At 70.0% G+C, this 25,235-nt stretch carries 25 protein-coding genes and 1 tRNA gene; 16 read left to right on the top strand and 10 right to left on the bottom strand.

Annotation, left to right across the window (positions count from 1 at the left end; genetic code table 11):
- Positions 1–71 precede the first annotated feature (71 nt).
- From ileS to ndk, 4 genes are read left to right on the top strand one after another with little or no spacing between them, the layout of a single operon-like run.
- Entirely contained in the window at positions 72–3,473 is a 3,402-nt protein-coding gene (gene ileS / locus AC3E6M_RS04335; RefSeq protein WP_138172336.1) for an isoleucine--tRNA ligase, read from the top strand.
- Positions 3,470–4,822: a bifunctional folylpolyglutamate synthase/dihydrofolate synthase gene (locus tag AC3E6M_RS04330; protein ID WP_138172335.1), complete on the top strand. Its 1,353-nt coding sequence runs from the start codon at positions 3,470–3,472 to the stop codon at positions 4,820–4,822. The genes ileS and AC3E6M_RS04330 overlap by 4 nt, the downstream gene beginning before the upstream one ends.
- On the top strand, positions 4,819–5,223 hold the full coding sequence (locus AC3E6M_RS04325) for a DUF4233 domain-containing protein (protein WP_490529145.1): 405 nt from the start codon (positions 4,819–4,821) through the stop codon (positions 5,221–5,223). The genes AC3E6M_RS04330 and AC3E6M_RS04325 overlap by 4 nt, the downstream gene beginning before the upstream one ends.
- 3 nt (positions 5,224–5,226) lie before the next feature.
- Positions 5,227–5,643, top strand: a complete 417-nt coding sequence (gene ndk, locus AC3E6M_RS04320) for a nucleoside-diphosphate kinase (protein ID WP_138172333.1) — start codon at positions 5,227–5,229, stop codon at positions 5,641–5,643.
- 30 nt (positions 5,644–5,673) lie between these two features.
- Here the strand turns inward: ndk and AC3E6M_RS04315 are convergent, their stop codons facing one another.
- Complete coding sequence (locus AC3E6M_RS04315) at positions 5,674–5,940, bottom strand: hypothetical protein (protein WP_230007732.1); 267 nt, start codon at positions 5,938–5,940, stop codon at positions 5,674–5,676.
- Positions 5,941–5,986: 46 nt separating this feature from the next.
- Entirely contained in the window at positions 5,987–6,586 is a 600-nt protein-coding gene (locus AC3E6M_RS04310; protein ID WP_138172331.1) for a vitamin K epoxide reductase family protein, read from the bottom strand.
- A 387-nt stretch (positions 6,587–6,973) separates the two neighbouring features.
- On the opposite strand from AC3E6M_RS04310, the gene AC3E6M_RS04305 reads away from it, so the two are divergent.
- Positions 6,974–9,562, top strand: coding sequence for an Rne/Rng family ribonuclease (locus AC3E6M_RS04305; protein ID WP_490529144.1), 2,589 nt, complete (start codon positions 6,974–6,976; stop codon positions 9,560–9,562).
- 75 nt (positions 9,563–9,637) lie between these two features.
- On the opposite strand, the gene AC3E6M_RS04300 is transcribed toward AC3E6M_RS04305, so the two are convergent.
- Positions 9,638–9,919, bottom strand: coding sequence for a DUF4031 domain-containing protein (locus tag AC3E6M_RS04300; RefSeq protein ID WP_490529143.1), 282 nt, complete (start codon positions 9,917–9,919; stop codon positions 9,638–9,640).
- A 211-nt stretch (positions 9,920–10,130) separates the two neighbouring features.
- On the opposite strand from AC3E6M_RS04300, the gene rplU reads away from it, so the two are divergent.
- The 9 genes from rplU to rsfS all read left to right on the top strand — a co-directional run bounded on the left by rplU (position 10,131) and on the right by rsfS (position 16,963).
- Positions 10,131–10,439 carry a 50S ribosomal protein L21 gene (rplU, locus tag AC3E6M_RS04295; RefSeq protein WP_138172328.1) on the top strand — a complete coding sequence of 103 codons (309 nt, stop codon included), beginning with the start codon at positions 10,131–10,133 and terminating at the stop codon, positions 10,437–10,439.
- Positions 10,440–10,457: 18 nt separating this feature from the next.
- Entirely contained in the window at positions 10,458–10,715 is a 258-nt protein-coding gene (rpmA, locus tag AC3E6M_RS04290) for a 50S ribosomal protein L27 (protein ID WP_138172327.1), read from the top strand.
- Between the two features lie 98 nt (positions 10,716–10,813).
- A complete protein-coding gene (gene obgE, locus AC3E6M_RS04285) occupies positions 10,814–12,322 on the top strand; it encodes a GTPase ObgE (protein ID WP_490529141.1) in 1,509 nt (502 codons plus the stop codon).
- Positions 12,319–13,155, top strand: coding sequence for a glutamate 5-kinase (gene proB, locus AC3E6M_RS04280; protein ID WP_292902427.1), 837 nt, complete (start codon positions 12,319–12,321; stop codon positions 13,153–13,155). The genes obgE and proB overlap by 4 nt, the downstream gene beginning before the upstream one ends.
- A gap of 4 nt (positions 13,156–13,159) precedes the next feature.
- Positions 13,160–14,419, top strand: coding sequence for a glutamate-5-semialdehyde dehydrogenase (locus tag AC3E6M_RS04275; protein ID WP_490529140.1), 1,260 nt, complete (start codon positions 13,160–13,162; stop codon positions 14,417–14,419).
- 49 nt (positions 14,420–14,468) lie between these two features.
- The gene (locus tag AC3E6M_RS04270) at positions 14,469–14,693 is read left to right on the top strand and encodes a hypothetical protein (RefSeq protein WP_138172323.1); all 225 of its coding nucleotides are present in this window, start codon (positions 14,469–14,471) and stop codon (positions 14,691–14,693) included.
- Between the two features lie 10 nt (positions 14,694–14,703).
- Positions 14,704–15,300 carry a nicotinate-nucleotide adenylyltransferase gene (nadD, locus tag AC3E6M_RS04265; RefSeq protein ID WP_138172322.1) on the top strand — a complete coding sequence of 199 codons (597 nt, stop codon included), beginning with the start codon at positions 14,704–14,706 and terminating at the stop codon, positions 15,298–15,300.
- Positions 15,297–16,589, top strand: coding sequence for a hypothetical protein (locus tag AC3E6M_RS04260; RefSeq protein WP_490529139.1), 1,293 nt, complete (start codon positions 15,297–15,299; stop codon positions 16,587–16,589). The genes nadD and AC3E6M_RS04260 overlap by 4 nt, the downstream gene beginning before the upstream one ends.
- Positions 16,586–16,963, top strand: coding sequence for a ribosome silencing factor (gene rsfS / locus AC3E6M_RS04255; RefSeq protein WP_138172321.1), 378 nt, complete (start codon positions 16,586–16,588; stop codon positions 16,961–16,963). The genes AC3E6M_RS04260 and rsfS overlap by 4 nt, the downstream gene beginning before the upstream one ends.
- 50 nt (positions 16,964–17,013) lie before the next feature.
- On the opposite strand, the gene AC3E6M_RS04250 is transcribed toward rsfS, so the two are convergent.
- The gene (locus tag AC3E6M_RS04250; RefSeq protein WP_490529138.1) at positions 17,014–18,051 is read right to left on the bottom strand and encodes a methionine synthase; all 1,038 of its coding nucleotides are present in this window, start codon (positions 18,049–18,051) and stop codon (positions 17,014–17,016) included.
- 18 nt (positions 18,052–18,069) lie between these two features.
- On the bottom strand, positions 18,070–19,062 hold the full coding sequence (locus AC3E6M_RS04245; RefSeq protein ID WP_490529137.1) for a putative oxygenase MesX: 993 nt from the start codon (positions 19,060–19,062) through the stop codon (positions 18,070–18,072).
- 119 nt (positions 19,063–19,181) lie between these two features.
- Between AC3E6M_RS04245 and AC3E6M_RS04240 the strand changes: the two genes are divergently transcribed.
- On the top strand, positions 19,182–20,123 hold the full coding sequence (locus AC3E6M_RS04240) for a LysR family transcriptional regulator (RefSeq protein WP_138172318.1): 942 nt from the start codon (positions 19,182–19,184) through the stop codon (positions 20,121–20,123).
- Positions 20,124–20,199: 76 nt separating this feature from the next.
- Here AC3E6M_RS04240 and AC3E6M_RS04235 read toward each other — a convergent pair.
- The 5 genes from AC3E6M_RS04235 to AC3E6M_RS04215 all read right to left on the bottom strand — a co-directional run bounded on the left by AC3E6M_RS04235 (position 20,200) and on the right by AC3E6M_RS04215 (position 23,852).
- Positions 20,200–20,275: transfer RNA gene (locus tag AC3E6M_RS04235), tRNA-Ala, on the bottom strand.
- Positions 20,276–20,319: 44 nt separating this feature from the next.
- Positions 20,320–21,225 (bottom strand): 3-methyladenine DNA glycosylase, encoded by a 906-nt coding sequence (locus AC3E6M_RS04230; protein WP_490529136.1) that lies wholly within the window; start codon positions 21,223–21,225, stop codon positions 20,320–20,322.
- Positions 21,222–21,932: an SOS response-associated peptidase gene (locus AC3E6M_RS04225; protein WP_490529135.1), complete on the bottom strand. Its 711-nt coding sequence runs from the start codon at positions 21,930–21,932 to the stop codon at positions 21,222–21,224. Before AC3E6M_RS04225 ends, AC3E6M_RS04230 begins: the two co-directional genes overlap by 4 nt.
- A gap of 202 nt (positions 21,933–22,134) precedes the next feature.
- Positions 22,135–23,166 carry an App1 family protein phosphatidate phosphatase gene (locus AC3E6M_RS04220; protein ID WP_490529134.1) on the bottom strand — a complete coding sequence of 344 codons (1,032 nt, stop codon included), beginning with the start codon at positions 23,164–23,166 and terminating at the stop codon, positions 22,135–22,137.
- 5 nt (positions 23,167–23,171) lie between these two features.
- Positions 23,172–23,852, bottom strand: coding sequence for a DedA family protein (locus AC3E6M_RS04215; protein ID WP_490529133.1), 681 nt, complete (start codon positions 23,850–23,852; stop codon positions 23,172–23,174).
- A gap of 42 nt (positions 23,853–23,894) precedes the next feature.
- Here AC3E6M_RS04215 and AC3E6M_RS04210 point away from each other — a divergent pair, with 42 nt between their 5' ends.
- The gene (locus tag AC3E6M_RS04210) at positions 23,895–25,145 is read left to right on the top strand and encodes an anthranilate synthase component I family protein (RefSeq protein WP_490529132.1); all 1,251 of its coding nucleotides are present in this window, start codon (positions 23,895–23,897) and stop codon (positions 25,143–25,145) included.
- Positions 25,146–25,235 lie beyond the last annotated feature (90 nt).

Below are 25,235 nucleotides of genomic sequence, written 5' to 3'. Positions count from 1 at the left end.
GGCGCAATGCGGGGTGGTACCGCGGTCCGAACGGATCGTCCTCGCAGGTGGATCGCGACCTGCGGAGAGACATGACCTACCCACGCCCCTCATCCTTCGGACCGGCGGCCGATGCCGCGGCATCCGTCGTTCCCAGCCCCCGGTTCCCGGAGATCGAGAGAGACACGCTCGCGTTCTGGGACGCCGACGACACCTTCCGGGCCTCGATCGCACAGCGCGACGGCGGCGAGGAGTGGGTGTTCTACGACGGCCCGCCGTTCGCGAACGGCCTGCCCCACTACGGGCACCTCCTCACCGGCTACGCCAAGGACGTCTTCCCGCGCTTCCAGACGATGCGCGGCAAGAAGGTCGATCGCGTCTTCGGGTGGGACACGCACGGCCTGCCCGCCGAGCTCGAGGCCATGAAGCAGCTCGGGATCACCGAGAAGGACGAGATCGAGCGCATGGGCGTCGCAGTCTTCAACGGCAAGGCGCGCGAGTCGGTGCTCGAGTACACGCGGGACTGGCAGGACTACGTCACGCGCCAGGCACGCTGGGTCGACTTCGAGCGCGGCTACAAGACGCTCGACACGACGTACATGGAGAGCGTCCTCTGGGCATTCAAGACCCTGCACGACAAGGGTCTGGCGTACGAGGGCTACCGCGTCCTGCCCTACTGCTGGCGCGACGAGACGCCGCTGTCCAGCCATGAGCTGCGCATGGACGACGACGTCTACAAGATGCGCCAGGACCCCTCGGTCACCGTCACGTTCCCGCTCGTCGGTGCCAAGGCCGAGGCGCTCGGCCTCACCGGTGTGCGAGCGCTCGCGTGGACGACGACGCCGTGGACCCTGCCGACGAACCTCGCGCTCGCGGTGGGTCCCGGCATCCGGTACGCCGTGATCGAGGGCGGACCCCACGGTGCCGCCGACGTGCACCGCGCGCCCGACGGCACGCCCGACGAAGCGATCGAGGCCACCGCGCACCGCTACCTGCTCGCCGAAGACCTGCTGCCCGGCTACGCGAAGGACCTCGGGTACGAGACGCCGGATGCCGCCCGCCAGGCCGTGCAGACGACGATCCTGGGTTCGGAGCTCGCGGGCGTCTCGTACGACCGGCTGTTCGACTACTACGCCGACGCCGAGACGTGGGGGACGGGCAACGCCTGGAAGATCCTCGTCGACGACTACGTCACCGTCAGCGACGGCACGGGCATCGTCCACCAGGCCCCGGCCTACGGCGAGGACGACAAGCGTCTCGCGGACGCCGCGGGCCTGCCCACGATCATCTCGCTCGACGACGGCGGCCGGTTCCTCTCTGCCGTCACCGACGTGGCGGGGGAGCTGTGGATGGAGGCCAACCGGCCCCTCATCCGCCTGCTGAAGCAGCAGGGGCGTCTTCTGCGCGAAGCCTCCTACGAGCACTCGTACCCGCACTGCTGGCGCTGCCGGAACCCCCTGATCTACAAGGCGGTGTCGAGCTGGTTCGTGCGCGTCACCGACGTCAAGGACCGTCTGCTCGAGAACAACGAGCAGATCACCTGGGTGCCCGAGAACGTCAAGGAGGGCCAGTTCGGCAAATGGCTCGAGGGCGCGCGCGACTGGTCGATCAGCCGCAACCGCTACTGGGGCTCGCCGATCCCGGTGTGGAAGAGCGACGACCCGAACTACCCGCGCGTCGACGTGTACGGTTCGCTCGCCGAGATGGAGGCCGACTTCGGCCGTCTGCCGCGCAACGCGGACGACGAGGTCGACCTCCACCGTCCCTACATCGACGACCTGACGCGTCCGAACCCCGACGACCCCACTGGCCGCTCCACGATGCGTCGCATCGAGGACGTGCTGGACGTGTGGTTCGACTCGGGCTCGATGCCGTTCGCGCAAGTGCACTACCCGTTCGAGAACCACGAGTGGTTCGACGAGCACGCGCCCGCGGACTTCATCGTGGAGTACATCGGTCAGACCCGCGGCTGGTTCTACGTCATGCACGTGCTCTCGACCGCCCTGTTCGACCGCCCCGCGTTCACGGGCGTCTCGTGCCACGGCATCGTGCTCGGCAACGACGGGCAGAAGATGTCGAAGTCGCTGCGCAACTACCCCGACGTGCGCGAAGTGTTCGACCGCGACGGCTCGGATGCCATGCGGTGGTTCCTCATGTCGAGCTCGGTGCTGCGCGGCGGCAACCTCGTCGTGACGGAGGAGGGCATTCGCTCCGGCGTGCGGGAGTTCCTGCTCCCGATGTGGAACGCGTGGTACTTCTTCGCGACGTACGCGAACGCCTCCGGGACCGAGGGCTACGAGGCGCAGTGGCGCACGGACTCGACGGATGTGCTCGACCGCTACATCCTCGCGCTCACCGGCGACCTCGTGCGCGACGTCGCCGCCGATCTCGAAGGCCTCGACTCCACGACCGCGGCCGAGCGGCTGCGCGACTTCGTCGAGGTGCTGACGAACTGGTACATCCGCCGGTCGCGCGACCGGTTCTGGGTCGGCGTGACCGACGACCCGACCAGCCGCGAGGCGTTCGACACGCTCTACACGGTGCTCGAGACCCTCACGCGCGTCGCGGCGCCGCTGCTTCCGCTCGTGACCGAGCGGGTATGGCAGGGCCTCACCGGCGGCCGCAGCGTCCACCTCGAGGACTGGCCGGATGCCACGGCGTTCCCGGCCGCGGCCGACATCCGCACCGCGATGGACACCGTGCGCGACGTCTCGAGCGTCGCCAACGCCCTGCGCAAGCGTGAGGGCAAGCGCGTGCGCCTGCCGCTGCCGCGTCTGACGGTCGTGACCCCGGATGCCGCGGGCCTCGCGCAGTTCGAAGACCTCGTGCGCGAGGAGCTCAACGTCAAGGCGGTGTCGCTGGTGGAGTTGAGCCCGCAGTCGTTCGACGACTTCGGGCTCGCCCAGCGTCTGGTCGTCAACGCCCGCGTGGCCGGTCCGCGACTCGGGAAGCGTGTGCAGCAGGTCATCCAGGCGGCGAAGTCCGGCGCGTGGGCCGAGACCGACCGCGGGATCGTCGTGCAGACCCCCGACGGGGAGGTCGTCCTCGCGGATGGCGAGGGAACGCTCGAGACCGACGCGTCGCGCCTCGCCGAGGGCGAGGCCGTCGCGCTGCTCGTCACCGCCGACGGATTCCTCGTGCTCGACACGTCGACCACCCCCGAGCTCGAGGCCGAGGGCCTGGCGCGCGACATGATCCGCGGCATCCAGGACACTCGCAAGGCCGCCGGCTTCGATGTGAGCGACCGCATCTCGCTCACGCTGACGTTCGACGACGCCGAGGACGCCGCGGCCGTGGCCCAGGCCTTCGACGTCGCCGGGGTGGCATCCGAGACCCTCGCCGAGGGCGTCGTGCTCGCGAGCCGCACCGCACGGCTCATCGAACGCGGCGAGACTCGCGCCCCGGAGTTCGAGACCGTGATCGCCGCGAAGACGTACGCGAACGTCGGTGCCGTGACCGTCGCAGTCGCGCGCACGGCGGGAGGTGCCGCGTGAGCGACCGCAGTCGGGCCGACGCCGTCTACGCTGCGCTCCTGGAGCGCCAGGGTGAGCAGTGGGTGCAGCCCCGCATCGAGCGGACCCGGCGCGTCCTTGAGCTGCTCGACGACCCGCAACGCACGTACCGCGTCATCCACGTCACCGGGACGAACGGCAAGACCTCGACGAGCCGCATCATCGAGAGTCTGCTGCGCGCCCTCGGGCTGCGGACGGGCCTGTTCACCAGCCCTCACCTCGAGCGGTTCACCGAGCGCATCCTCATCGACGGCGAACCCGTCGCGGATGCCGCGATCGCCGACGCGTGGGACGAGATCCAGCCGTTCGTGCAGATGGTGGATGCCGAGCTCGTCGCCGCCGATGACGCGCCGCTGACGTTCTTCGAGCTCCTGACAGTGCTGGCGTTCGTCGCGTGCGCCGATGCGCCGATCGACGTGCTCGTGCTGGAGGTCGGCATGGGCGGGGCGTGGGACTCCACGAACACCGCCGACGGCGACGTCGCGGTCTTCACCCCGATCGACATCGACCACGTCGACCGCCTGGGGACGACGATCGCCGAGATCGCCACCGTCAAGGCCGGGATCATCAAAGAGGGCGCGGCCGTCGTCTCGGCCGCCCAGCCCGACGCGGCGAAGCGCGCGATCCTCTCGCGCGCCGAGCAGATGAACGCCTCCGTGGCCTTCCAGGGCGAGGCCTTCGCGCTCGAGTCCCAGACCCTCGCGGTCGGTGGACAGTTGCTCACGGTCCGCGGGATCGCCGGGACCTACGCCGAGCTGTACCTGCCGCTGTACGGCGCGCACCAGGGAGCGAACGCGGCCCTGGCGATCGCCGCCGTCGAATCGCTCATCGGAGGAGGCGCGCAGCCCCTCGCCTCCGACGTCGTCACCGACGGGCTCGGTGCGACGACCTCCCCGGGCCGCCTGCAGCTCCTCGGCACGGCGCCCACCGTGCTCGTCGACGCCGCGCACAACCCCCACGGCGCTCGTGCCCTCGTGGCCGCGCTCGATGAGGCGTTCGACATCGACGAGTGGGGGGCCGTGATCGGCATCCTGTCCGGCAAGGACACTGCCGGCATCGTCTCGACGCTCACCCCCGCCGTCGCTCGCGTCTTCGCCACGGCGCCGGACAGCGACCGCGCCGCCGACCCCGACGCGATCGCCGATGTCGCCGAGGCCGCCGACGTTCCCGTCACCGTGCACCCCACGCTCGAAGAGGCAGCGGACGCGGCGCGCGAGTGGGCCGCCGAGTCCGACCGTCGCGCCGTCGTCATCGCCGGCTCCGTCGTGCTGGCCGGTGAAGCGATCCGCCTCTCCGCGCTCGAGGACTGGAAGTCCGGGTGGCAGCGATGAGTCCGCGCGAGCGCCGCCCGCGCCGCACCCGCGGTGCCCTGGAGTCCCTCGGAGCGGTCGTCCTCGGCTTCGAGTCGATCGTCGTGTTCCTCGGGGGCCTCGTCGTCTACGGTCTCAAGGCTCTGCCCTGGGGGATCGAACCGTGGTGGGGCATCGTCGGCGGCGCCGTGATGGCGGTCGCGATGGTCGCGGTTTCGGGACTGCTGCGCCACCGCTGGGCGATCGTCGCCGGATGGGCGCTGCAGGTGATCCTCGCCCTCGGCGGCATCCTGGTTCCCGCCCTCGCGGTGGTCGCGCTCATTTTCGGCGGGATGTGGGCGTATGCGACGATCAAGGGAGCGGCACTGGACCGGCAGAACGCCCGACGTGCCGCCGACCCCGACCTCTCGAACGGAGAATGACCCATGGCCACCGAAGAGACCCTCGTCCTGGTCAAGCCCGATGGCGTCGCCCGCGGCCTGACCGGCGCGATCCTCGCCCGCATCGAGGCGAAGGGCTACGCCCTCGTCGACATCCGCCTCGTCGAGCCCGACCGTGAGCGGCTCGCCGAGCACTACGCCGAGCACGAGGGCAAGCCCTTCTACGAGCCCCTGCTGGAGTTCATGCTCTCGGGCCCGTCGGTGGCGATCCGCCTCGCCGGCAACCGCGTCATCGAGGGCTTCCGCTCCCTCGCCGGCACCACCGACCCCACGACCGCCGCCCCGGGCACGATCCGCGGCGACTTCGGCCGCGACTGGGGCCTCAAGGTTCAGCAGAACCTGGTCCACGGCAGCGACAGCCCCGAGTCGGCCGCACGCGAACTGTCGATCTGGTTCGACTGATCCCGGATGCCACCGCGGCCGCCGTCCCCGTCAGGGGCGGCGGCCGTCGTCGTCCGCGGAGCGCTCGTCGATCGGGCGTGGGGCGATGTGTCGCGTCTCGCGGAACCACAGTCCGGCACCGACGAGCGGCACGAACAGGATCATCAGCGTCCAGCCGACGTACTGCGCGGTGGCGAGGCGACGGGAGCGTCCGAAGAGGGATGCCAGCGCCCCGACCGTCAGCAGGAACGAGCACGCGGCGACGCCGGCGAAGACGACCCCCAGGGGCACGGGCATGAGCGGGTTCGGCACGTCCATGATCCGACCCTACGCACGCGCAGCGGGACGGGCCGGTGCGCGAGCCTCACAGCTGGGAGAGCACGTCCAGACGCAGCTGGGCCAGCACCGCGACGACGACATAGCCCCCGAGGGCCATGAGCGGGACCCACGGCATGAGGGAGGCCGCGGCATCCCGAACCTTCGCGCTCACCGGGACGACGCCCTCGCGCAACAGGTGCAGCGTGACGGCGAAGAACGTGGGGATCACGACCGACCACGTCACCATGCACCACGGGCAGAGCGTCCCGAGCACGAAGATGCTCTGCGAGATCAGCCAGATGACGAAGGTCATGGCCCCGGCGATGCCGAGCCAGAACAGGATCCAGAACCAGCGGGCGAAGCGAGCCCCCGCGAGGATCGCGACCCCGACCACGATCGGCGCGATCCAGGCGGCGAGGCCGATGATCGGGTTCGGGAACCCGAAGACGCTGCCCTGCCACGACTGCAGGTTCGCGCTGCACTGCACCAGCACGCTGAAGTCGCACGAGGCGGCGGCTCCGCCGTCCATCAATTGGTGGAAGCGCTCCATCGTCAGCGAGAACGCCGCCCACCACCCCACTACGCCCGCGATGATGAGCCAGACCGCCAGGACGGTCGGACGGCGGGGCGTGACGGTTTCGCTCATGCGGCCGATTCTTCCACTGCCGAACGGTGGCAACACTGTGCGATCCTTCGCCGTCGAGACGCTGCGGCGCTGCCGGCGCCGCGATAAACGCTTTCGGCACTGAAACACGCCGTCTGCAAGCGTTTCCCAGTGCAGGAAGCGTTTATTGCTGGGCAAGGTGGGCGTGCACGGTGACCGAATCGGGCCGACCGTGCGATAATGGAGCTTCGATGAGCCGCGGCCGCGCCGCAGGACCATCACCAGCAGACTTCGGGCGATGACCGCCCTTCGCAGCACGAGCCGCAGGCCGGCTGCAGACCGAGTGAGTTCGCGGCCCCGCCGGGTGCGGCGCCGCACGAGATTTCGCCGGGCGACGCGCGGTGTCGCCCGCCAGGGAGTACGTCCGATATGGCCGACGCAACCGACGATCAGACCCCCGCCGAGACCCCGGCGACCGATACGCCTCCCGCCGAGGCGGCGCACGACGAGACCCTCACCGCCGGCCACGCCCCGGCCGAAGAGGCCGTCCCCGTCGAGGACGCCGACGACGAGGCGGCCGTGGATGCCGCCGAGGCTGCGGCCGATACGGACTCCGGCGCCCCCGCGGTGCTCGAGACCGGCGAGGCAGAGCCCGAGGCGCAGCCCGCCGACGGCGACGACGCGGCAGCGGATGAGCCCGCGCCGGCGGAGGAGCCCGCAGCGGCGGAGGAGTCTGCAGCGGCCGAGTCGCAGCCCGAGGCGCCCGTCGAGCCCGACGCCCCGGAATCCGCCGCTCCGGCCGAGCCCGAGCCCGCGGCATCCGACGCTCCTGCCGAGCCCGCGGCATCCGATGCTCCGGCCGCGCCCGCCACGCCGGTGATCCCGACCGCGGTCTCGCTGGGGCTGCTGCCCGAGGTCTTCGTCTCGGCCGTTTCGACGCAGCTGCACTTCTACGCTCCCGAGCTTCCGGCAGCGCCCGCGCGCGACGAGGTCGACGAGATCGAGGACGAGGCTCCGAACGATCGGGTCTCCTCGAACGCACGCCGTCGCAACCGTCGCCGCGGGGGAGCGGCGGCGAACGGTTCCGACGAGCAGCTCGAGGCCCCCGCCGCCCCCGTGCGCCAGCGCGCCGTCGAGCTCATCACCGAGCCGCAGCGCATCAAGGGCTCCACGCGTCTCGAGGCCAAGAAGCAGCGTCGCCGCGACGGTCGCGAGGCCGGTCGCCGTCGCCCGGTCGTGACCGAGGCCGAGTTCCTGGCCCGCCGCGAGGCCGTCGACCGCGTCATGGTCGTGCGGTCCAAGGCCGGTCGCATCCAGATCGCCGTCCTCGAAGACAACGTGCTCGTCGAGCACTACGTCGCCCGCAACCAGGACGCGTCGCTCATCGGCAACGTGTACCTGGGCCGCGTGCAGAACGTCCTGCCGAGCATGGAGGCGGCGTTCGTCGACATCGGTCGTGGACGCAACGCCGTGCTGTACTCCGGCGAGGTCGACTGGGACGGCGTCGAGACCGGCAACCAGCCGCGCCGCATCGAGCTGGCCCTGAAGTCCGGCGACCGCGTTCTCGTGCAGGTCACGAAGGACCCCGTGGGTCACAAGGGCGCGCGCCTGACGAGCCAGATCTCGCTGCCCGGCCGCTACCTCGTGTACGTGCCGAACGGGTCGATGAACGGCATTTCGCGCAAGCTCCCCGACACCGAGCGCGCGCGCCTGAAGAAGATCCTCAAGGAGGTGCTGCCCGAGTCGTCGGGCGTCATCGTCCGCACGGCCGCCGAGGGCGCGACCGAGGACCAGTTGACGCGCGACGTGCAGCGTCTGACCGCGCAGTGGGAGCACATCAGCACCCAGGTGAAGAGCATCCAGGCCCCGGCGCTGTTGCACTCCGAGCCCGATCTGCTGGTCAAGATCGTCCGCGACGTCTTCAACGAGGACTTCACGCGCATGCTCATCCAGGGCGACGAGGCACTGTCGACGATCTCCACCTACCTGCAGGGTGTCGCTCCCGACCTGCTGGAGCGCGTCGAGAAGTACGACGGCGACCAGGACCCGTTCGACGCGTTCCGCGTGACGGAGCAGATCGAGAAGGCCCTGGACCGCAAGGTGTGGCTCCCGTCCGGCGGTTCGCTGGTCATCGACCGCACCGAGGCGATGACCGTCGTCGACGTCAACACCGGCAAGTTCGTCGGTTCCGGCGGCAACCTCGAAGAGACCGTCACCAAGAACAACCTCGAGGCCGCGGAAGAGATCGTCCGTCAGCTGCGGCTGCGGGACATCGGCGGCATCATCGTCGTCGACTTCATCGACATGGTGCTGGAGTCCAACCGCGATCTCGTGCTGCGTCGCCTGATCGAGTGCCTGAGCCGCGACCGGACGAAGCACCAGGTCGCCGAAGTCACCTCGCTCGGGCTCGTGCAGATGACCCGCAAGAAGCTGGGTCTGGGTCTGCTCGAGACCTTCAGCGAGGCGTGCGAGGTTTGCGCGGGTCGCGGCGTCGTCGTGCACCACGACCCCGTCGTCAAGCACCGTTCGGCCTCCGCAGGCAACGGTAACGGTGGCTCCAACGGCAACGGCAACGGCAACAACCGTCGCAGCCGTGGTGGCAACGGCCCGTCCGCCGGGAACGGCGCGGGTAACGGCACCGCCCCCGCGAACGGCGGACAGGCCGCCCCGACCGGCGGCACGCACGTCATCACCGAGGGCGTCAAGTCCGCACTCGCCCAGATCGCGGCATCCACGATCCACCCCACGGTCGAAGACCCGGCCGTGGTCGAGGCGGCCGTCGTCGCCTCGGTCGAGGCAGTCATGGATGCCAAGGTCGAGGCGCCCGTGCGCGAGAAGCGCCCGCGCAAGAAGCGCGAGCCGAAGGCAGCGCGCACCGAGAAGGACGCGCTGCTCGAGTCGGTGCTCGAGGCTCTCCCCGAGCCCAAGGCACCGGGTCAGGGCCGCTCACGCCGCCGCGTGACGACCGCAGCGCTCACCGGCACCCCGGTGAACGCCCAGCCCTCCGACGGTTCCTGAGTCCCGAAGGCCACCCGCGCGTGAGGGGTCAAGATCTGTCGCTTCAGACGCGGTCAGGCGACAGTTCTTGACCCCTCACGCCTCCGCGCGGGCCCGGCGCTCGCGGGCGGTGATCCGCAGACCGGACGCGCGCAGGCGGCGGACGAGCTCACGTCCGCCGACGTGCTCGGCGCCCGCGGCGACGAGGTCGGCGTGGCGCTCATCGGGCACGTCGTAGTGGTCCAGATCGAAAGCGCGGCGAGGAATCCCCGCGGCGGCGGCGAAGGCGTGCAACTCGTCGATGCTGGCGTCGCTCACGAGGTGCGCCCAGAGTCGCCCGTGCGCAGGCCACAGCGGGTCGTCAATGAGAATCGCCACTCCGTGATCCTACGGCCGACACGCACCCCCGATGCTTTTGCCGGATGCCGCCCGGTGAGCTAAACTCGTCCTTTGGTGCGTCGTGTCCGCGCGTTGGCGCGAGACCCCGCAGGCTTCGGCCGGCAGATCGCACCGAGACTCAGGGCGTGAAGCCCTCCCGACGTCATCAGACAAACCGGAGCCGTGCGCTCCCGAACGAAACAGGTGTGAAGTGGTTTACGCAGTTGTGCGCGCCGGCGGCCGCCAGGAGAAGGTCCAGGTCGGCACGATCGTCGTGCTCGACCGCCAGAAGGCGAAGATCGGCGAGAGCATCCAGCTGCCCGCCGTCCTGTTCGTCGACGGCGACGCGGTCACGACCGACGCCGACAAGCTCGCGAAGGTCTCGGTCACGGCCGAGGTGCTCGGCGAGGAGCGCGGTCCGAAGATCGTGATCCAGAAGTTCAAGAACAAGACCGGCTACAAGAAGCGCCAGGGCCACCGTCAGGACCTCACGCGCGTCAAGATCACCGGCATCAAGTAAGAGCCAGGAGACGCAGAGATGGCACACAAAAAGGGCGCAAGCTCCACCCGTAACGGTCGTGACTCCAACGCACAGCGCCTCGGCGTGAAGCGCTTCGGCGGTCAGGTCGTCCTCGCCGGCGAGATCATCGTGCGTCAGCGTGGCACGCACTTCCACCCCGGCGCCAACGTCGGCCGCGGTGGCGACGACACGCTGTTCGCGCTGGCCCCCGGCTCGGTCCAGTTCGGTCAGAAGGGCGGCCGCAAGGTCGTCAACATCGTCGCCGCAGCGGAGTAATCCGCAGCGCACGGCGCTCTCGAGGGGGTGGGCACTGCCCGCCCCCTCGTCGTTTTTCCCGCCCCGGCCTCGGCCGGCCCATCCCGGAAGGACCTCTCATGGTCACCTTCGTCGACCGCGTCACCCTGCACCTGCGTGCGGGCAAGGGCGGCAACGGCTGCGTATCGGTGCGCCGCGAGAAGTTCAAGCCGCTCGCCGGCCCCGACGGCGGTAACGGCGGACACGGCGGCGACGTCGTGCTCGTCGCCGACCCGCAGGAGACGACGCTGCTGTCCTACCACCACTCGCCGCACCGCTCCGCGGGCAACGGCGGGTTCGGGATGGGCGACCACCGCTCCGGGGCGGCCGGTGAGGAGCAGGAGCTCCCCGTGCCCCTCGGCACGGTCGTGAAGGATGCCGACGGCGAAGTGCTCGTCGACATGCTCACCCCGGGGATGCGCTTCGTCGTCGCTCCCGGTGGGCTCGGCGGGCTCGGCAACGCCGCTCTGGCCTCACCCAAGCGCAAGGCCCCCGGCTTCGCGCTGCTGGGAACGCCCGGGTGGGAGGGCGATGTCGTCCTCGAGCTCAAGACCGTCGCCGACGTGGCGCTGGTCGGTTTCCCGTCGGCCGGCAAGTCGAGCCTCATCGCCGCCGTCTCCGCCGCGCGGCCCAAGATCGCCGACTACCCGTTCACGACGCTGCACCCGAACCTCGGCGTCGTGCAGGCCGGCGACGTCCGCTTCACGATCGCCGACGTGCCCGGACTCATCGAGGGCGCGAGCGAGGGCAAGGGCCTGGGCCTGGAGTTCCTCCGTCACGTCGAGCGCTGCACGGCACTCGTCCACGTCCTGGACTGCGCGACGCTCGACCCCGGTCGCGACCCGCTCACCGACCTCGACGTCATCCTCGCCGAGCTCGCCGCCTACCCGGTCCCCGAGGGCCAGTTGCCGCTCCTCGAGCGCCCCCAGATCGTCGCGCTGAACAAGGTCGACGTCCCCGAGGCGCGCGATCTCGCCGACCTCGTGCGCCCCGACCTCGAGGCGCGAGGGTTCCGCGTCTTCGAGATCTCCACGGTGAGCCGGGCGGGGCTGCGCGAACTCACGTTCGCCTTGGCCGAGGTCGTCGAGCAGCACCGCGTCGCGACGCTCGACGACACTCCCGCCGAGCGCATCGTCATCCGCCCCACCGGCTCCGAGAAGGACTTCACCATCAAGGTGGAGGGCGGCACCTACGGCCCCGTCTACCGCATCCTCGGTGACAAGCCCGTCAAGTGGGTGCAGCAGACGGACTTCCAGAATGAGGAGGCCGTCGGGTACCTCGCGGATCGTCTCGCGCGTCTCGGCGTCGAGGACGAGCTGTTCCGTTCCGGCGCGGTCGCCGGTGCGACCGTGGTGATCGGCCCCGGCGACGGCATCGTGTTCGACTGGGAGCCCACGCTCTCGTCCGCGGCGGAGCTCATGACCGCGCCCCGCGGCACCGACCCGCGTCTTCTGCAGAGCAACCGCCGCACGAGCAACGAGCGCCGCGAGCGCTACCACGAGCGGATGGATGCCAAGGCCGAGGCCCGCGCCGAGCTCGAGGCGGAGCGCCTCGCCGCTCGGGCAGGAGACGACGAGGCCTCGAAATGACCGCTCGCGTCCGTGCCGACCTGCCCGCCGCCGCGCGAGTCGTGGTGAAGGTCGGGTCATCCTCGATCAGCGGCGACGGCGCGTTCCGGATAGACCTCATCGTCGATGCCCTCGCCCGGGCGCGCGCAGCAGGAGTCGAAGTCGTGCTGGTGTCGTCGGGAGCGATCGCGACGGCGCTCCCGCTCCTCGACCTGCAGGGGCGCCCCAACGACCTCGCCACTCAGCAGGCCGCCGCGGCCGTCGGGCAGAACGTCCTGATGTGGCGGTACCAGACCGCGCTCGATCGGTTCGGGCTCCTCGCCGGGCAGGTTCTGCTCACCGCGGGCGACCTCGAGAACGCGACGCACCGGTCGAATGCGCGCCGCGCGATGGAGCGGCTGTTGGGGCTCGGCATCCTGCCCATCGTCAACGAGAACGACACGGTCGCGACGCACGAGATCCGTTTCGGCGACAACGATCGTCTGGCAGCGCTGGTCGCCCAGCTCATCGGCGCCGATGCACTCGTGCTGCTCAGCGACATCGAGTGCCTCTACACGGCCCCGCCCAGTGAGCCGGACGCCCGCCCCATCACGGACGTCGAGTGGGGCGACGACCTGTCGGAGTACACCTTCGGGTCCGTCACCGTGAACGGCGTGGGCACCGGGGGAGCGGCCACGAAGGCCTCGGCCGCCAAGCTCGCGTCCGCGGCCGGCGTCGGCGTCCTCGTCACCAGTGCCGATCTCGTCGCGGAGGCGCTCGCGGGCGCGTCCGTCGGCACGTGGTTCGCGCCGCATCCCGACCCCGTCACCCTCAGCACGGGCCCCGTGGGCGCCGTGTCGGCAGCGATAGACTGACACGATGACCCTCACCGCCGTCTCGGTCGACGATCGCCTGCGTCTGGCGAAGGACGCCGCCCGTCAGGTCGGACTCCTCGACTCCGCAGCCAAGACGGCGATGCTGCGCGCGATCGCCGATGCGATCGACGCCGCCACCGACGACATCGTCGCGGCCAACGCCGAGGATCTCGACCGTGGCCGGGATGCCGACATCGGCGACGCCCTGCTCGACCGACTGCGCCTGGACGCCGAGCGGGTGGCGTCTCTGGCCGCCGCGGTCCGCGACGTCGCTGAGCTTCCCGACCCGGTCGGCCGCGTGCTCGACCGCCGCACGCTGGCGAACGGTCTCGCGCTCGAGAAGGTCGCCGTGCCGTTCGGCGTCGTCGGCTCGATCTACGAGGCACGCCCAAACGTCACGGTCGATATCGCCGCCCTCGCCCTCCGCTCGGGCAATGCGGTGGTGCTGCGCGGAGGGTCCGCCGCCCAGAGCTCCAACGCGGCGCTCGTCGAGGTCATGCGCGGCGCGCTGAAGAGCCGCGGCGTCTCGCCCGAGGCGATCCAGACCGTGGACGAATTCGGACGTGCGGGCGCCCGCGCCCTCATGAACGCGCGCGGCCTGGTCGACGTCCTCGTTCCTCGCGGGAGCGCCGGGCTCATCGAAACGGTCGTGACCGAGTCCACCGTGCCCGTCATCGAGACCGGCGCCGGTGTCGTGCACGTCTATCTGGATGCCACGGCGCGGGCCGACTGGGCGCGCGACATCGTGCTGAACGCCAAGACCCAGCGTCCGAGCGTCTGCAACGCCGTCGAGACGGTGCTCGTGCACCGGGACGCGGCCGACCGGCTCCTGCCCGACCTCCTCGACTCGCTCGCCACCGCCGGGGTGCGCGTTCACGGAGACGAGACGGCGGCGGGCTACGACCCGCGGATCGTCGCGGCCACGGAAGAGGACTGGGCGACCGAGTACCTCAGCCTCGACCTCGCCGTGCGCGTGGTCGACGATCTCGACAGCGCTCTCGAGCACATCCGCCGGTACTCGACGCACCACACCGAATCGATCATCACCGACGACGCGGCATCCGCAGCGCGATTCCTGGCCGAGGTGGATTCGGCCGTCGTGCTCGTGAACGCGTCGACGCGCTTCACCGACGGTGGCGAATTCGGCTTCGGTGCCGAGGTCGGGATCTCGACCCAGAAACTGCACGCCCGCGGCCCCATGGGGCTCGCCGAACTCACCAGCACCAAGTGGCTCGGGCGCGGCGACGGCCAGGTCCGGGCCTGACCGCTAAAATGGATCTGCGCCTCGCGCAGAATTCTCGAACGGAGCACTGATGACTTTCGCCTCGCTGATCGCCCACGCCGCTGAAGAAGGCGCACACCACGGCGGCAACGTTCAGGCCGAGACCCTCTGGATCGGCGCGGTGGCGTTCGTCGTGTTCATCTCGCTGAGCCTGGTCACCCTGTCCTACCGCAACGTCTCGAACCGTCACGCGCACAAGGCCGAGGCCTACGCGCGCAAGAACGGGACGCCCACTCCCGAGGCGCACGGCCACTGAGGCCCACCATATGTCGGTGACGCGAACCCCTCGCATCGGGGTCATGGGTGGGACGTTCGATCCCATCCACCACGGTCACCTGGTCGCCGCGAGCGAGGTCGCGCAGTCGTTCGATCTCGATGAGGTCATCTTCGTGCCGACGGGGCGACCGTGGCAGAAGGCGGACGTCACCGAGAGCGAACACCGCTACCTGATGACGGTCATCGCGACCGCTTCCAATCCGCAGTTCACGGTGAGCCGTGTCGACATCGATCGCGCCGGCCCCACCTACACGATCGACACCTTGCGGGATCTGAAGCGGGAGCGCCCCGGCGCCGATCTGTTCTTCATCAGCGGTGCCGACGCCGTCGCGCAGATCCTCGGATGGCGCAATCACCAGGAGCTGTGGGACCTCGCCCATTTCGTCGCCGTGTCCCGTCCCGGGCACGTGCTGACGACCGAGGGACTGCCCACCGACGACGTCAGCCAACTCGAGATCCCCGCGCTGTCCATCTCGTCCACAGACTGTCGCGCCCGCGTGCGCCGAGGCCACCCGGTGTGGTACCTCGTGCCCGACGGTGTCGTGCAGTACATCGCGAAGCATCACCTCTACCGGAGCCCTGCATGAGCACATCCGAGAACCCCGAGACCCCGCCGCTGACGCGGCGTCAGCTGCGCGAACTCCGCAACACCGGCGCGACGCCGATCATCACGCCGCAGCTCGACGAGCCGGCACCGGAGGCGCCCGCCGAGCCGGAGTCCGTGCCGGTCGACGCCCAGATCTCCTCGCCCTCCGGCGACGCCACGATCGAGGAAGCATCGGCCGAAGACCCCGTCGTCGAGCCGCAGCGGGCTCCCGAGGTGCCGGCGAAGAAGGGCGGCGTGCTCGGCGGACTGTTCGGTCGAGGGAGGGCCGACAAGACCGAGGCCGCCCCCGCCGCAGCGGACGAGGACGAGCCATCCTCGGACGAGGTCGCTCCAGCGGCGCCGGAATCGACGGATGCCACCGCCCCCGTCGTGACGGAACACCCCATCGTTCCCGCATCCTTCGCGCCCGCGTCTGACCCCGGCGACCTCGGTGTGACCGGCCTGACCCGCCGCCAGGCCCGCGCGCAGGAGCGCATCCGCACCGCGTCCGTGCCGATCATCTCGCCCGATCTGCAGCCCGGCCTCCCGGCGCCGCTGTCGGCGGCATCGACGGCTGAGGCACCCGCGTACGGAGAACCCGCCACGGAGCACGCCGTCGCCGTCGCCGCAGCGGATTCGGCCTCGCCCGATGAGACGCCGTCCACCGCGGCCGACCACGCGGACGAACGCGAGAAGGACTCGCTCCCAGCGATCTTCCGCCCCGCAGCCGCGGAAGAGACCCCCGTGGCAGCGGAGCCCTCCGCGGGAGGCGATGAGGACGCCCCGGTGTCCACCGTGAACCCGGCCCTCGGGTCCGACCTCCTCGCCGGCCAGACACCCGAGATCTCGCTCCCGCCGTCCTTCGACCAGCTCATCGCACGGGGCCCCTCCACCGGTTCGGTGTCGACGCCGAACGCCCTGATCCTGTCGCAGACCCCCTCGGGCGTGCCGCTCGTCGGCCCCGTGACATCGACGGGCGAGGTGCTCATCACCGGCACGTTCGAACTCCCCGAGGGACTCGGCTCGGCCGGACACGCTCCCGGCACCACGGACGGTCGCGACGTCGACGCCGTGCTTCTGGACGGGGAGCTGCCGCCGGCATCGTCCCCGACGCCGATCGCCGCCAGTGCCGCGATCAGCACCGTCAAGCAACCCGGTGAGATCATCCGGCCACCGGCACCCGAGAAGGGCAGCAAGCTCGTCATCGGTCTCATCATCACCACCGGCGCCCTCGCCGTCGCGGTCGCCGTCGCGCTGGTCCTCGCCTTCACGACAGGAGTCTTCGGATGACCGCCAGCGCCAACGGAATCGAGATGGCGCGTATCGCCGCCATCGCCGCCGACTCGAAGGCGGGTGAAGACCTCGTCGCCCTCGACGTGTCCGAGCCGCTGCCGCTCGTCGACATCTTCCTCCTCGTGACGGGACGCAACGAGCGCAACGTCGCCGCCATCGCCGACGAGGTCGAAGAGAAGCTCCTCGAAGCGGGCCACAAGCGCCTCCGCCGTGAGGGCCGTCAGGAATCGCGCTGGATCCTGCTGGACTTCGGTGACCTCGTGGTGCACGTCTTCCACGAGCAGGAGCGCGTCTACTACGGCCTGGAGCGCCTGTGGAAGGACTGCCCCGTCGTTCCGCTGGAGCTTCCGACCCCGGCATCCGCCGACTGAGCCGAGACGCATCGAAGGGCCGCCCCCCACCGGAGCGGCCCTTCGGCGTTTCAGACCGGCGCGCCCGTGAGCTCCTCGCGCAGGATCGCCGCACCGGCGCTCAGCGCGCTCAGTTTCGCGAGGGCCACGTCCCGGGGCAGCGGCGCCATTCCGCAGTTCGAGCTCGGGATGAGCTTGTCGGCATCGACGTATTGCAGCGCCTTCCGCAGCGTGTCCGCCACCTCGTCGGGGGTCTCGATGTCGTGGGTGGCCACGTCCACGGCCCCGAGCATGACCTTCTTGCCGCGGATCAATTCGATGATCTGCATCGGGATCCGGGAGTTGTGCGACTCGAGCGACACGATGTCGATGCTCGACTGCTGCAGCAGCGGGAACGACTCTTCGTACTGCCGCCACTCGGGCCCGAGCGTCGCCTTCCAGTCGGTGTTCGCCTTGATCCCGTAGCCGTAGCAGATGTGCACAGCGGTCTCGGCGCGGAGGCCCTCGACGGCCCGTTCCAGGGTCGCAATGCCCCAGTTCCGCACATCGTCGAAGAACACGTTGAACGCGGGCTCGTCGAACTGGATGACATCGACCCCCGCCGCTTCGAGTTCGCGCGCCTCCTGGTTCAGGATGCCGGCGAACTCCCACGCGAGCTTCTCGCGACTGCCGTAGTACCGGTCGGCGAGCGTGTCGATCATCGTCATGGGGCCGGGGAGGGCCCACTTGATAGGCTGGTCGGTTTGGGCCCGGAGGAACGCGGCATCCTGAACGAAGACGGGCTTCTCGCGCTCGACGGCGCCGACGACGGTGGGCACGCTCGCGTCGTACCGGTTGCGGATGCGAACCGTCTCGCGGTTCTCGAAGTCGACACCGCTGAGGTGCTCGATGAACGTCGTGACGAAGTGCTGGCGGGTCTGCTCGCCGTCACTGACGATGTCGATGCCGCGCCGGTGCTGCTCGTGGACGGCCGCGCGCAAGGCGTCCTGCTGGCCCTCGACGAGGGCGTCGCCCTCGAGTGCCCACGGTGACCAGAGCTTCTCGGGTTCCGCGAGCCACGAGGGCTTGGGCAGGCTGCCGACGACGGCGGTGGGCAGAAGTGTGTTCATGTGTGGGGGTCCCGGGGATCAGCGGACGAGAGCGGGGGAGAGGCCGGCCCAACGGGCGAGGAGGTCTCCGTGCGGCGCGATGAAGTGCTCCTCGGCGTACTTGCCCTGCGTCACGGCGAGTCGCGAGCGCTCCTCGCGGTCATACTCGACGCGAGTCCGCGAGAAGTCGTGGTTCTCGAGGGTCGGGCGGTAGATGTTCGCCGCGGCCGAGTTGGCGTTGTACAGCTCGGGCCGATAGATCTTCTGGAACGATTCCATGGTGCTGATCGTGCCGATGAGCTGCAGGTTGCTGTAGTCGTTGAGGAGGTCGCCCTGGAAGTAGAACGCGAGGGGCGCGACGCTGCCCTCGGGCAGGAAGTAGCGCACCTGGAGTCCCATCTTGCCGAAGTACTCGTCGGTGAGGGAGTACTCGTTCTGCGCGTACTCGACGCCGAGGACGGGGTGGACGTTGTCGGTGCGACGGTAGATCTTGCTCGTCGAGACACTGATGCAGATCACGGGCGACAGCGCGAAGCGCTCGCGATAGGTCTCGGACTCGAGGAAGTGCTGGAAGAGGGCGCCGTGGAGGGTGCCGAAGTCCTCGGGCACCGTGAAGGTCGTCGCGTCCGCGTTGACCGCGGGCAGCAGCACGCTGAAGTCGAAGTCGCGGAGGTACGACGAGAAGTTGTTGCCGACGATCCCCGGGAGGCGCTTTCCGGTCGCCCGGTCGACGACCTGCACGTCGAGCACCTCGAGGAGCGGGAACCGCTGGTCTTCGCCCGCCTCGGCGAACTCCAGGTCGACCGAGACGATGTCGAGCTCGACGGTGTAGCGGTTGCCGTCCGGGTTGTCCCACCGCGCGAGGTCGTTGAACCGGCGGTCGATCATCGTCAGCGCGTTGCGGAGGTTCTCCTGCCGGGCCTCGCCGCGCGCCAGATTGGCGAAGTTCGTCGTGGCCCGAGAGCTGTCGGACGGCGAGTAGTCCTCGTCGAACCGGGTGGTCGAGATCCGGAAGGTGAACTCGTTCGCCATGGCGCCACTCCTGTAGCTCGTCGTCCCACGACCGGGCGGTCGTCGGTGAGTCCATCGTGCGGGCCACGATCGATCATCGGGTAATCCATCGCCACTATCCGTAACTATAGGATTCACCTATGGCACGACGGGCGAGCGGCGTGACGCTGCAGCAGCTGCAGTCCTTCATCGAAGTCGCCGCGGAGGGCTCCATCACCGCGGCCGCCGACCTCCTCTACGTGTCGCAGCCGACGATGTCCGCGGCGATGAAGGATCTCGAAGCCCGCGTCGGGCGCGCCCTCCTCGTCCGGTCGGCGCGCGGGATCACACTGACCGCCGACGGTGTCGAGTTCCTCGGATATGCGCGCCAGGTCGTCGAACAGGTGGCGCTCCTCGAGCAGCGGTACCTGGACCGCCCTCCGTCGCGTCGGCTTCTCGGCGTCTCGACCCAGCATTACTCCTTCGCGGTGGACGCATTCGTCCGGATGGTGAAGGCGAGCGACGCCGCCGAGTACGAGTTCTCGCTCCGCGAGACGCGCACGTGGGACATCATCGAGGACGTCCGCACGCTGCGGAGCGAACTCGGCATCCTGTACCGCAACGATTTCAACCGCAACGTGATCGACAAGCTGCTGCGCGATTCGGGCCTCGTCTTCCACCCGCTCTTCCTCGCCGACCCGCACATCTTCGTATCGCGCAAGAATCCGCTCGCGGCGCGAGAACGAGTGACTCTCGACGATCTCGCCGGTCTTCCCCGGCTGACGTTCGACCAGGGCACGAACAACTCGTTCTACTTCGCCGAGGAGATCCTCTCGACGCTGTCCAGCGCACAGGAGATCCGGGTGTCGGACCGCGCAACGATCTTCAACCTCATGATCGGCCTCGAGGGCTACACGATCTCGACCGGCATCATCAGCGACGACCTCGACCCCGAGATCGTGGCCGTCCCGCTCCAGGTCGACGAGCGCATCGAGATCGGCTGGATCGCCCATTCCGCCATCCCACTGACCGCTCAGGCGCAGAAGTACCTCGACGAAGTGCGCGCGGTCGTCACGGAGTTCGACGTGGAGCTGATCGGGTAGCGACCGGATGCCACCTCGGCGAGCCATCGCGGGGGAAACGAAAACGTCTCGCGACGGATGCCGCGAGACGTTGTGTTGGTGGACCTGAGGGGACTCGAACCCCTGACCCCCTGCATGCCATGCAGGTGCGCTACCAGCTGCGCCACAGGCCCGTATTCGTTTGTTCCGCCCCGTTCGAGGCAACTCCATGAGCTTACTACACGGAATCAGGACGCAAGAAATCAGCTCCACCGGGCGTGTCGTCGCCCGCGGTGACGGCATTCAGCAGGCCCGTGCGCAGAGCCTGGGACCGCTCGCTCAGCGCGCGCTGGCGAACGACGTACTGCGCTTTTCCGGCGGGCGTCTCGATCGCGACGGGGGAGTAGCCCCAGTCGGCGAGGTCGTAGGGCGATGCCTCCATGTCGAGCGTGCGGATGTCGCGGGCCAGCGCGAACGCGTCGAGCAGGATGTCGCCCGGCACGAGCGGCCCGAGCTTCACCGCCCACTTGTAGACGTCCATGCCCGCGTGCAGGCAGCCGGGCTGCTCGTGGCGCACCTGCAGGTCGCGGGTCAGCGCAGTGCGGTTCCGGGGAGCGGCATCCGGCGTGAAGAACCGGAACGCGTCGAAGTGCGTACAGGTGAGCTCATGGGTCTCGACGACGGCATCTGTGCCGTCGCGCCCCAGCCGCAGCGGCACGGCGTGGCGCACGTCATCGGAGCGGTAGGCCATCGCCCATTCGTGGAGCCCGAAGCAGCCGAAACGCGCCGGACGCGCGGCCGTCGCCCGCAGCAGGTTCACGACTCCGCGGTACAGCGAGCCCCGTTCGCGGCGGAAGGTCTCGGCATCCACCTCGACGCCGTCGGCGGACTCGCAGTACCAGCGCCAGGACGCGCGCTCCTCGGCATCGCACAGCGCCACACCCGGACCCGGATGCCACTTGCGCAGGATCGCCGGCTTGTACGAGTAGTAGGTGAACAGGAAGTCCTCGACGGGGTGCTTCTGCTGTCGGGCGGCACGGGCGCGGTGGGCGGCGGTCAGTTCGTCGGCCCGCGCAGCGTGCGCCTCGGCCCGGGCGCTCCACTCGGCGCGGGAGAGGGCGGTTCCATCGAGGACGGCGCTCATTCGACGGGCTCGATGAGGTCGGGGGAATCGTTGCGGACGTTGCCCACCGCCGCCGACACGACGTGGTCGTCAAGGGTCTCGACCATGTCGGGGGCCGCGTCGATCGCGGCATCCAGGATGTCGCCGACGTTCTCTGTCGTGGGGTCGAGCCACGCATCGGCGAAGTCGGGATCCATGAACAGTGGCATCCGGTCGTGGATCGACCCGAGCCGCCCGATGGCGTCGCGCGTGAGGATCGTGCAGCTCAGCACCCAGCGCGCCGGGTCGTCGTCGGCTTTGGCCGGGTCTTTCCACCATTCGTACAGGCCGGCGAAGAACAGCGGTGAACCGTCGGCGGGGTGGATGTAATGGGGGGTCTTGCCCGCCTCGGTCGTCTTCCACTCGTAGTACCCCGACGCGGGGATCACGGCGCGCCGCTTGATGAGGGCGTTCCGGAACATCGGCTTCTCTTCGACTTCTTCGGACCGGGCGTTGAAGGCGCGCGCCCCGATCTTGACGTCTTTCGCCCAGCCCGGGACGAGACCCCACCGCGCGACCTCGAGGCGCCGGACGGGCGGCTCGGTCTTCACCGAGTCGAGCACGATCGCGACGGATGCCGTGGGCGCGATGTTGTACGACGGCGGAGGGAGTTCGTCGGCCTCGACGTCGACGCGCAACACGCCCACGAGCTCGGATGCCACATTGGCCACGACGAATCGACCGCACATGCCTCCACCGTACGCGGCACCTCGGACACGCGGGGTGGCGACGGAGCCGTGGGCCCGCGAGACTTCACGCCGCTGACAACTCCACTGCAGGCTGCAACCGGGATGTCAGCCGGCTGCAGTCTCGCGGAATCGCCGCGCCGCACCGACACGGCGCGACAACCACCCCGCACGCGGCACCGCACCGGCACCGACCCCGCGCGGGTCAGGCGTCGCGCGAGACGACCCCGACGTCCTCGAGCCGCTCGAGGAGGCCGGCGCCATCCGACTCGCTCACCCACGGCACGTCGGCGGCGGAGTGGTCGTCGACGACGGTGCGGCCACCGGCGAGCACAGCTTCGGCGGGCAGCAGACGTCGGATGGCGACGGCCGCGACGCTCTCGGGGTGCTCGATCGCGAAGCCCGTGTAGATCGAATCGTCGTGCTGGCCGTCGTCGCCGACCAGCAGCCATTTCACGTGGGGGAACTCCGCGGCCAGACGGCGCAGGTTCTGTTCCTTGTGATCGCGGCCGCTGCGGAACCACCGGTCGTGGGTGGGACCCCAGTCCGTGAGCAGGAAAGACCCCGCCGGGAACAGGTGGCGGCGCATGAAGCGCGTGAGGGTCGGGGCGACGTTCCAGGCACCCGTCGACAGGTAGATGACGGGCGCGCCGGGGTGCTCGCGCGACAGGCGCTCGAGCATGACGGCCATCCCGGGAACGGGTTGGCGTGCGTGCTCGTCGACGACGAAGGAGTTCCAGGCCGCGAGCAGCGGTCGGGGGAGCGCGGTGACCATGACCGTGTCGTCGATGTCGCTGACGACGCCGAAGCGGATGTCGGAACCCACGACGAAGACGCGGGTCTCGGTCGGCTCGCTGCCCTCGACGCTCATGGACACCGTCTGCCACCCGGGTGCGAGCGAGGCGGGCAGTGTGGCGTCGATGACGCCTCCGCGGTCGGCGACGACCTCGTGCGAGACGCCCTCGATGGTCACCGTGACCTGCGCGTAGCCCACCGGGACGGCGGCGAAGCTGCGCCAGCCCCGCAGGCTCGCCGAATCCCCGGCAGCCGTGCGCTTGAGCGGCGGCGCGATGAGGACACGGCCCAGCACCCGCACCCACTCCTCGGTGCCGTACCCCGGGAACCCGGCGACGGCGGGGCGGAGCCCGCGGGCCCGCGCGCGACGTTCGCGCCAGGCATGGAAGCGGTACTCGAGGCGGGCGAACCAGAGCACTTTGGCGCGAGGGGAGCGAGGCATCCCGCTCAGTCTTTCACGTCGTCGCCCGCCGGCTCGAGGGAATCGGCCTCCTCGGCGAGGTGACGGCGCTCGATACGCTCCAGCACCTTCTTGCCCACGTACACGAGCACGAGGAAGACGACGATGATCCCGACGAAGACATACCCCGCGTAGTGGATCCGGTCCGCGAGCTCCCGGTAGGTACCCGCCGCGGTGGCGGCCACCGTGATGTACAGGCTCGCCCAGACGATGCACGCGGGCGCCGTCCACGCCAGGAATCGCCGGTAGCGGTAGCCGCTCATCCCCACCGTCAGGGGCACCAGCGAGTGGAGCACGGGCAGGAAGCGCGAGAGGAAGATCGCGGGTCCGCCGCGGCGGCGCAAGTACCGGTCGGCGCGGTCCCAGTTGCGGTCGCCGAGCTTCTGTCCGAGGCGTGAGGCCCGGATGCGGGGGCCGAAGTACCGGCCGAGCCAGAATCCCAGGCTCTCGCCCGCCAGCGAGCCGAGCACGACGGCGATGCCGAGGAGCATGCCCTCGAGGGGCGAGGCGATCGCGGTGCCCGCGACGATCACCACCGTGTCCCCGGGGACCACGAGACCGACGAGCACGCTCGTCTCGAGCAGCATCGCGACTCCGGCGACCAGCGTGCGCACCACGGGGTCGACGTTCTGGACGACGTCGAGCAGCCACGTGAGGATCTCGTTCACCTCGCTCAGCCTAGGGCCGGCGGTGAGGCATAGCCTGAGAGCGTGCCGCGCTCCCTCTCCACCGTCGCCCTGCCGCGGTGGCGGGAGCCCGAAGACGTCTTCTGCGCCCTGTTCGCCGACGAGCCGCACGCGTTCTGGCTCGACGCCGGCCCCGACGCCTCGACGGGGTGGAGCTACCTCGGCGCCGGGCGTCCGGACACGGCCGGATCGCCCCGGAACGTGGATGCCACGGTCCCCCCGCCCCCGGGCATCTCCGGCCCCGACTTCCGCGGTGGATGGGTGGGCTGGGTCTCGTACGAGGGCGCTCCCGCCTGGCTGCGGGTGGAGGAACTGCTGGCCTTCGACCATGCGTCGCGGCGCGTCTGGGTGCTGTCGTCCACAGGGTCTGGAGGCTCCCTCGCTGCCGCGGCCGCAGATGCGCCACGGGCCGCGACGCCTCCGATCGTGGAAGGCCGGGGCGTGGCATCCGCTCGTCATTCCCCCGAGGAGTACGCCGGACTCATCGAAGCCTGCCGCGAGCGCATCGCGGACGGCGACGCCTACCAGCTCTGCCTCACCACCCGCTTCACCGTGCCGGGAACAGTCGACGCGCTGGCCGCCTTCCGCCGGCTGCGTATCGCCGCCTCGTCGCACCACGGGGGCTTCCTGCGTCTGGGCGACACGGCGCTCGTCAGCGCGTCGCCGGAGCGCTTCCTCGAGGTGCGCGGGGGACGCGTGCACACGCACCCGATCAAGGGCACGCGTCCGCGGCATCCGGATCCGGAGCGCGATGCGGCCCTCGCCGACGACTTGCGATCGGATGCCAAGGAGCGCGCCGAGAACGTCATGATCGTCGACCTGATGCGCAACGACCTCTCGCGGGTGTGCGTGCCGTCGTCGGTCGGCGTGGATCGGCTGCTCGAGGTCGAGACATATCCGACCGTCCACCAGCTGGTGAGCGAGGTCTCGGGGGCGCTGCGTCCGGCGACGACGATCGGCGATCTCCTCGACGCCGCCTTCCCCGCCGGGAGCATGACCGGTGCTCCGAAGGCCTCGGCCCGAGAGATCCTCGCCGGTCTGGAGGGCGCCGAACGCGGTGTCTACTCCGGGACGTTCGGCTGGGTCGGCGACGACGGCGCCGCGGATCTCGCGATGGTCATCCGCAGCATCGTGGTGGGGCCGGATGCCGCCTGGGTCGGTGCCGGGGGAGGCATCACGTGGCGGTCGATCGCGGCATCCGAGGTCGCCGAAGTGGGCATCAAGGCCCGGGCTCCGCTCGCGGCCCTCGGTGCCGCCGTGCCGCCCGGATGGTGAGGCGCTGCCCGCGCCGGAAGGGGCCGCGCGCGGTCCGGTAGCCTGGACGCTGGCCCTCGCGGCTCTCCCGACTTCACGATTGGTCTCACC

This window comes from Microbacterium sp. SCPM-O-B-15248 (M128), assembly GCF_058214835.1.
The sequence above is the reverse complement of the archived record's forward strand: the minus strand, read 5'-3'. Positions and strand labels throughout refer to the sequence as shown.

Bases quoted from the DNA above. Each gene is read 5' to 3' on its own strand.
- ileS (WP_138172336.1), top strand. From the start codon at position 72: ATGACCTACCCACGCCCCTCATCCTTCGGACCGGCGGCCGATGCCGCG.
- AC3E6M_RS04325 (WP_490529145.1), top strand. From the start codon at position 4,819: ATGAGTCCGCGCGAGCGCCGCCCGCGCCGCACCCGCGGTGCCCTGGAG.
- ndk (WP_138172333.1), top strand. From the start codon at position 5,227: ATGGCCACCGAAGAGACCCTCGTCCTGGTCAAGCCCGATGGCGTCGCC.
- AC3E6M_RS04315 (WP_230007732.1), bottom strand. From the start codon at position 5,940: ATGGACGTGCCGAACCCGCTCATGCCCGTGCCCCTGGGGGTCGTCTTC.
- AC3E6M_RS04310 (WP_138172331.1), bottom strand. From the start codon at position 6,586: ATGAGCGAAACCGTCACGCCCCGCCGTCCGACCGTCCTGGCGGTCTGG.
- AC3E6M_RS04305 (WP_490529144.1), top strand. From the start codon at position 6,974: ATGGCCGACGCAACCGACGATCAGACCCCCGCCGAGACCCCGGCGACC.
- rpmA (WP_138172327.1), top strand. From the start codon at position 10,458: ATGGCACACAAAAAGGGCGCAAGCTCCACCCGTAACGGTCGTGACTCC.
- obgE (WP_490529141.1), top strand. From the start codon at position 10,814: ATGGTCACCTTCGTCGACCGCGTCACCCTGCACCTGCGTGCGGGCAAG.
- proB (WP_292902427.1), top strand. From the start codon at position 12,319: ATGACCGCTCGCGTCCGTGCCGACCTGCCCGCCGCCGCGCGAGTCGTG.
- AC3E6M_RS04275 (WP_490529140.1), top strand. From the start codon at position 13,160: ATGACCCTCACCGCCGTCTCGGTCGACGATCGCCTGCGTCTGGCGAAG.
- AC3E6M_RS04270 (WP_138172323.1), top strand. From the start codon at position 14,469: ATGACTTTCGCCTCGCTGATCGCCCACGCCGCTGAAGAAGGCGCACAC.
- nadD (WP_138172322.1), top strand. From the start codon at position 14,704: ATGTCGGTGACGCGAACCCCTCGCATCGGGGTCATGGGTGGGACGTTC.
- AC3E6M_RS04260 (WP_490529139.1), top strand. From the start codon at position 15,297: ATGAGCACATCCGAGAACCCCGAGACCCCGCCGCTGACGCGGCGTCAG.
- rsfS (WP_138172321.1), top strand. From the start codon at position 16,586: ATGACCGCCAGCGCCAACGGAATCGAGATGGCGCGTATCGCCGCCATC.
- AC3E6M_RS04250 (WP_490529138.1), bottom strand. From the start codon at position 18,051: ATGAACACACTTCTGCCCACCGCCGTCGTCGGCAGCCTGCCCAAGCCC.
- AC3E6M_RS04245 (WP_490529137.1), bottom strand. From the start codon at position 19,062: ATGGCGAACGAGTTCACCTTCCGGATCTCGACCACCCGGTTCGACGAG.
- AC3E6M_RS04240 (WP_138172318.1), top strand. From the start codon at position 19,182: ATGGCACGACGGGCGAGCGGCGTGACGCTGCAGCAGCTGCAGTCCTTC.
- AC3E6M_RS04230 (WP_490529136.1), bottom strand. From the start codon at position 21,225: ATGAGCGCCGTCCTCGATGGAACCGCCCTCTCCCGCGCCGAGTGGAGC.
- AC3E6M_RS04225 (WP_490529135.1), bottom strand. From the start codon at position 21,932: ATGTGCGGTCGATTCGTCGTGGCCAATGTGGCATCCGAGCTCGTGGGC.
- AC3E6M_RS04220 (WP_490529134.1), bottom strand. From the start codon at position 23,166: ATGCCTCGCTCCCCTCGCGCCAAAGTGCTCTGGTTCGCCCGCCTCGAG.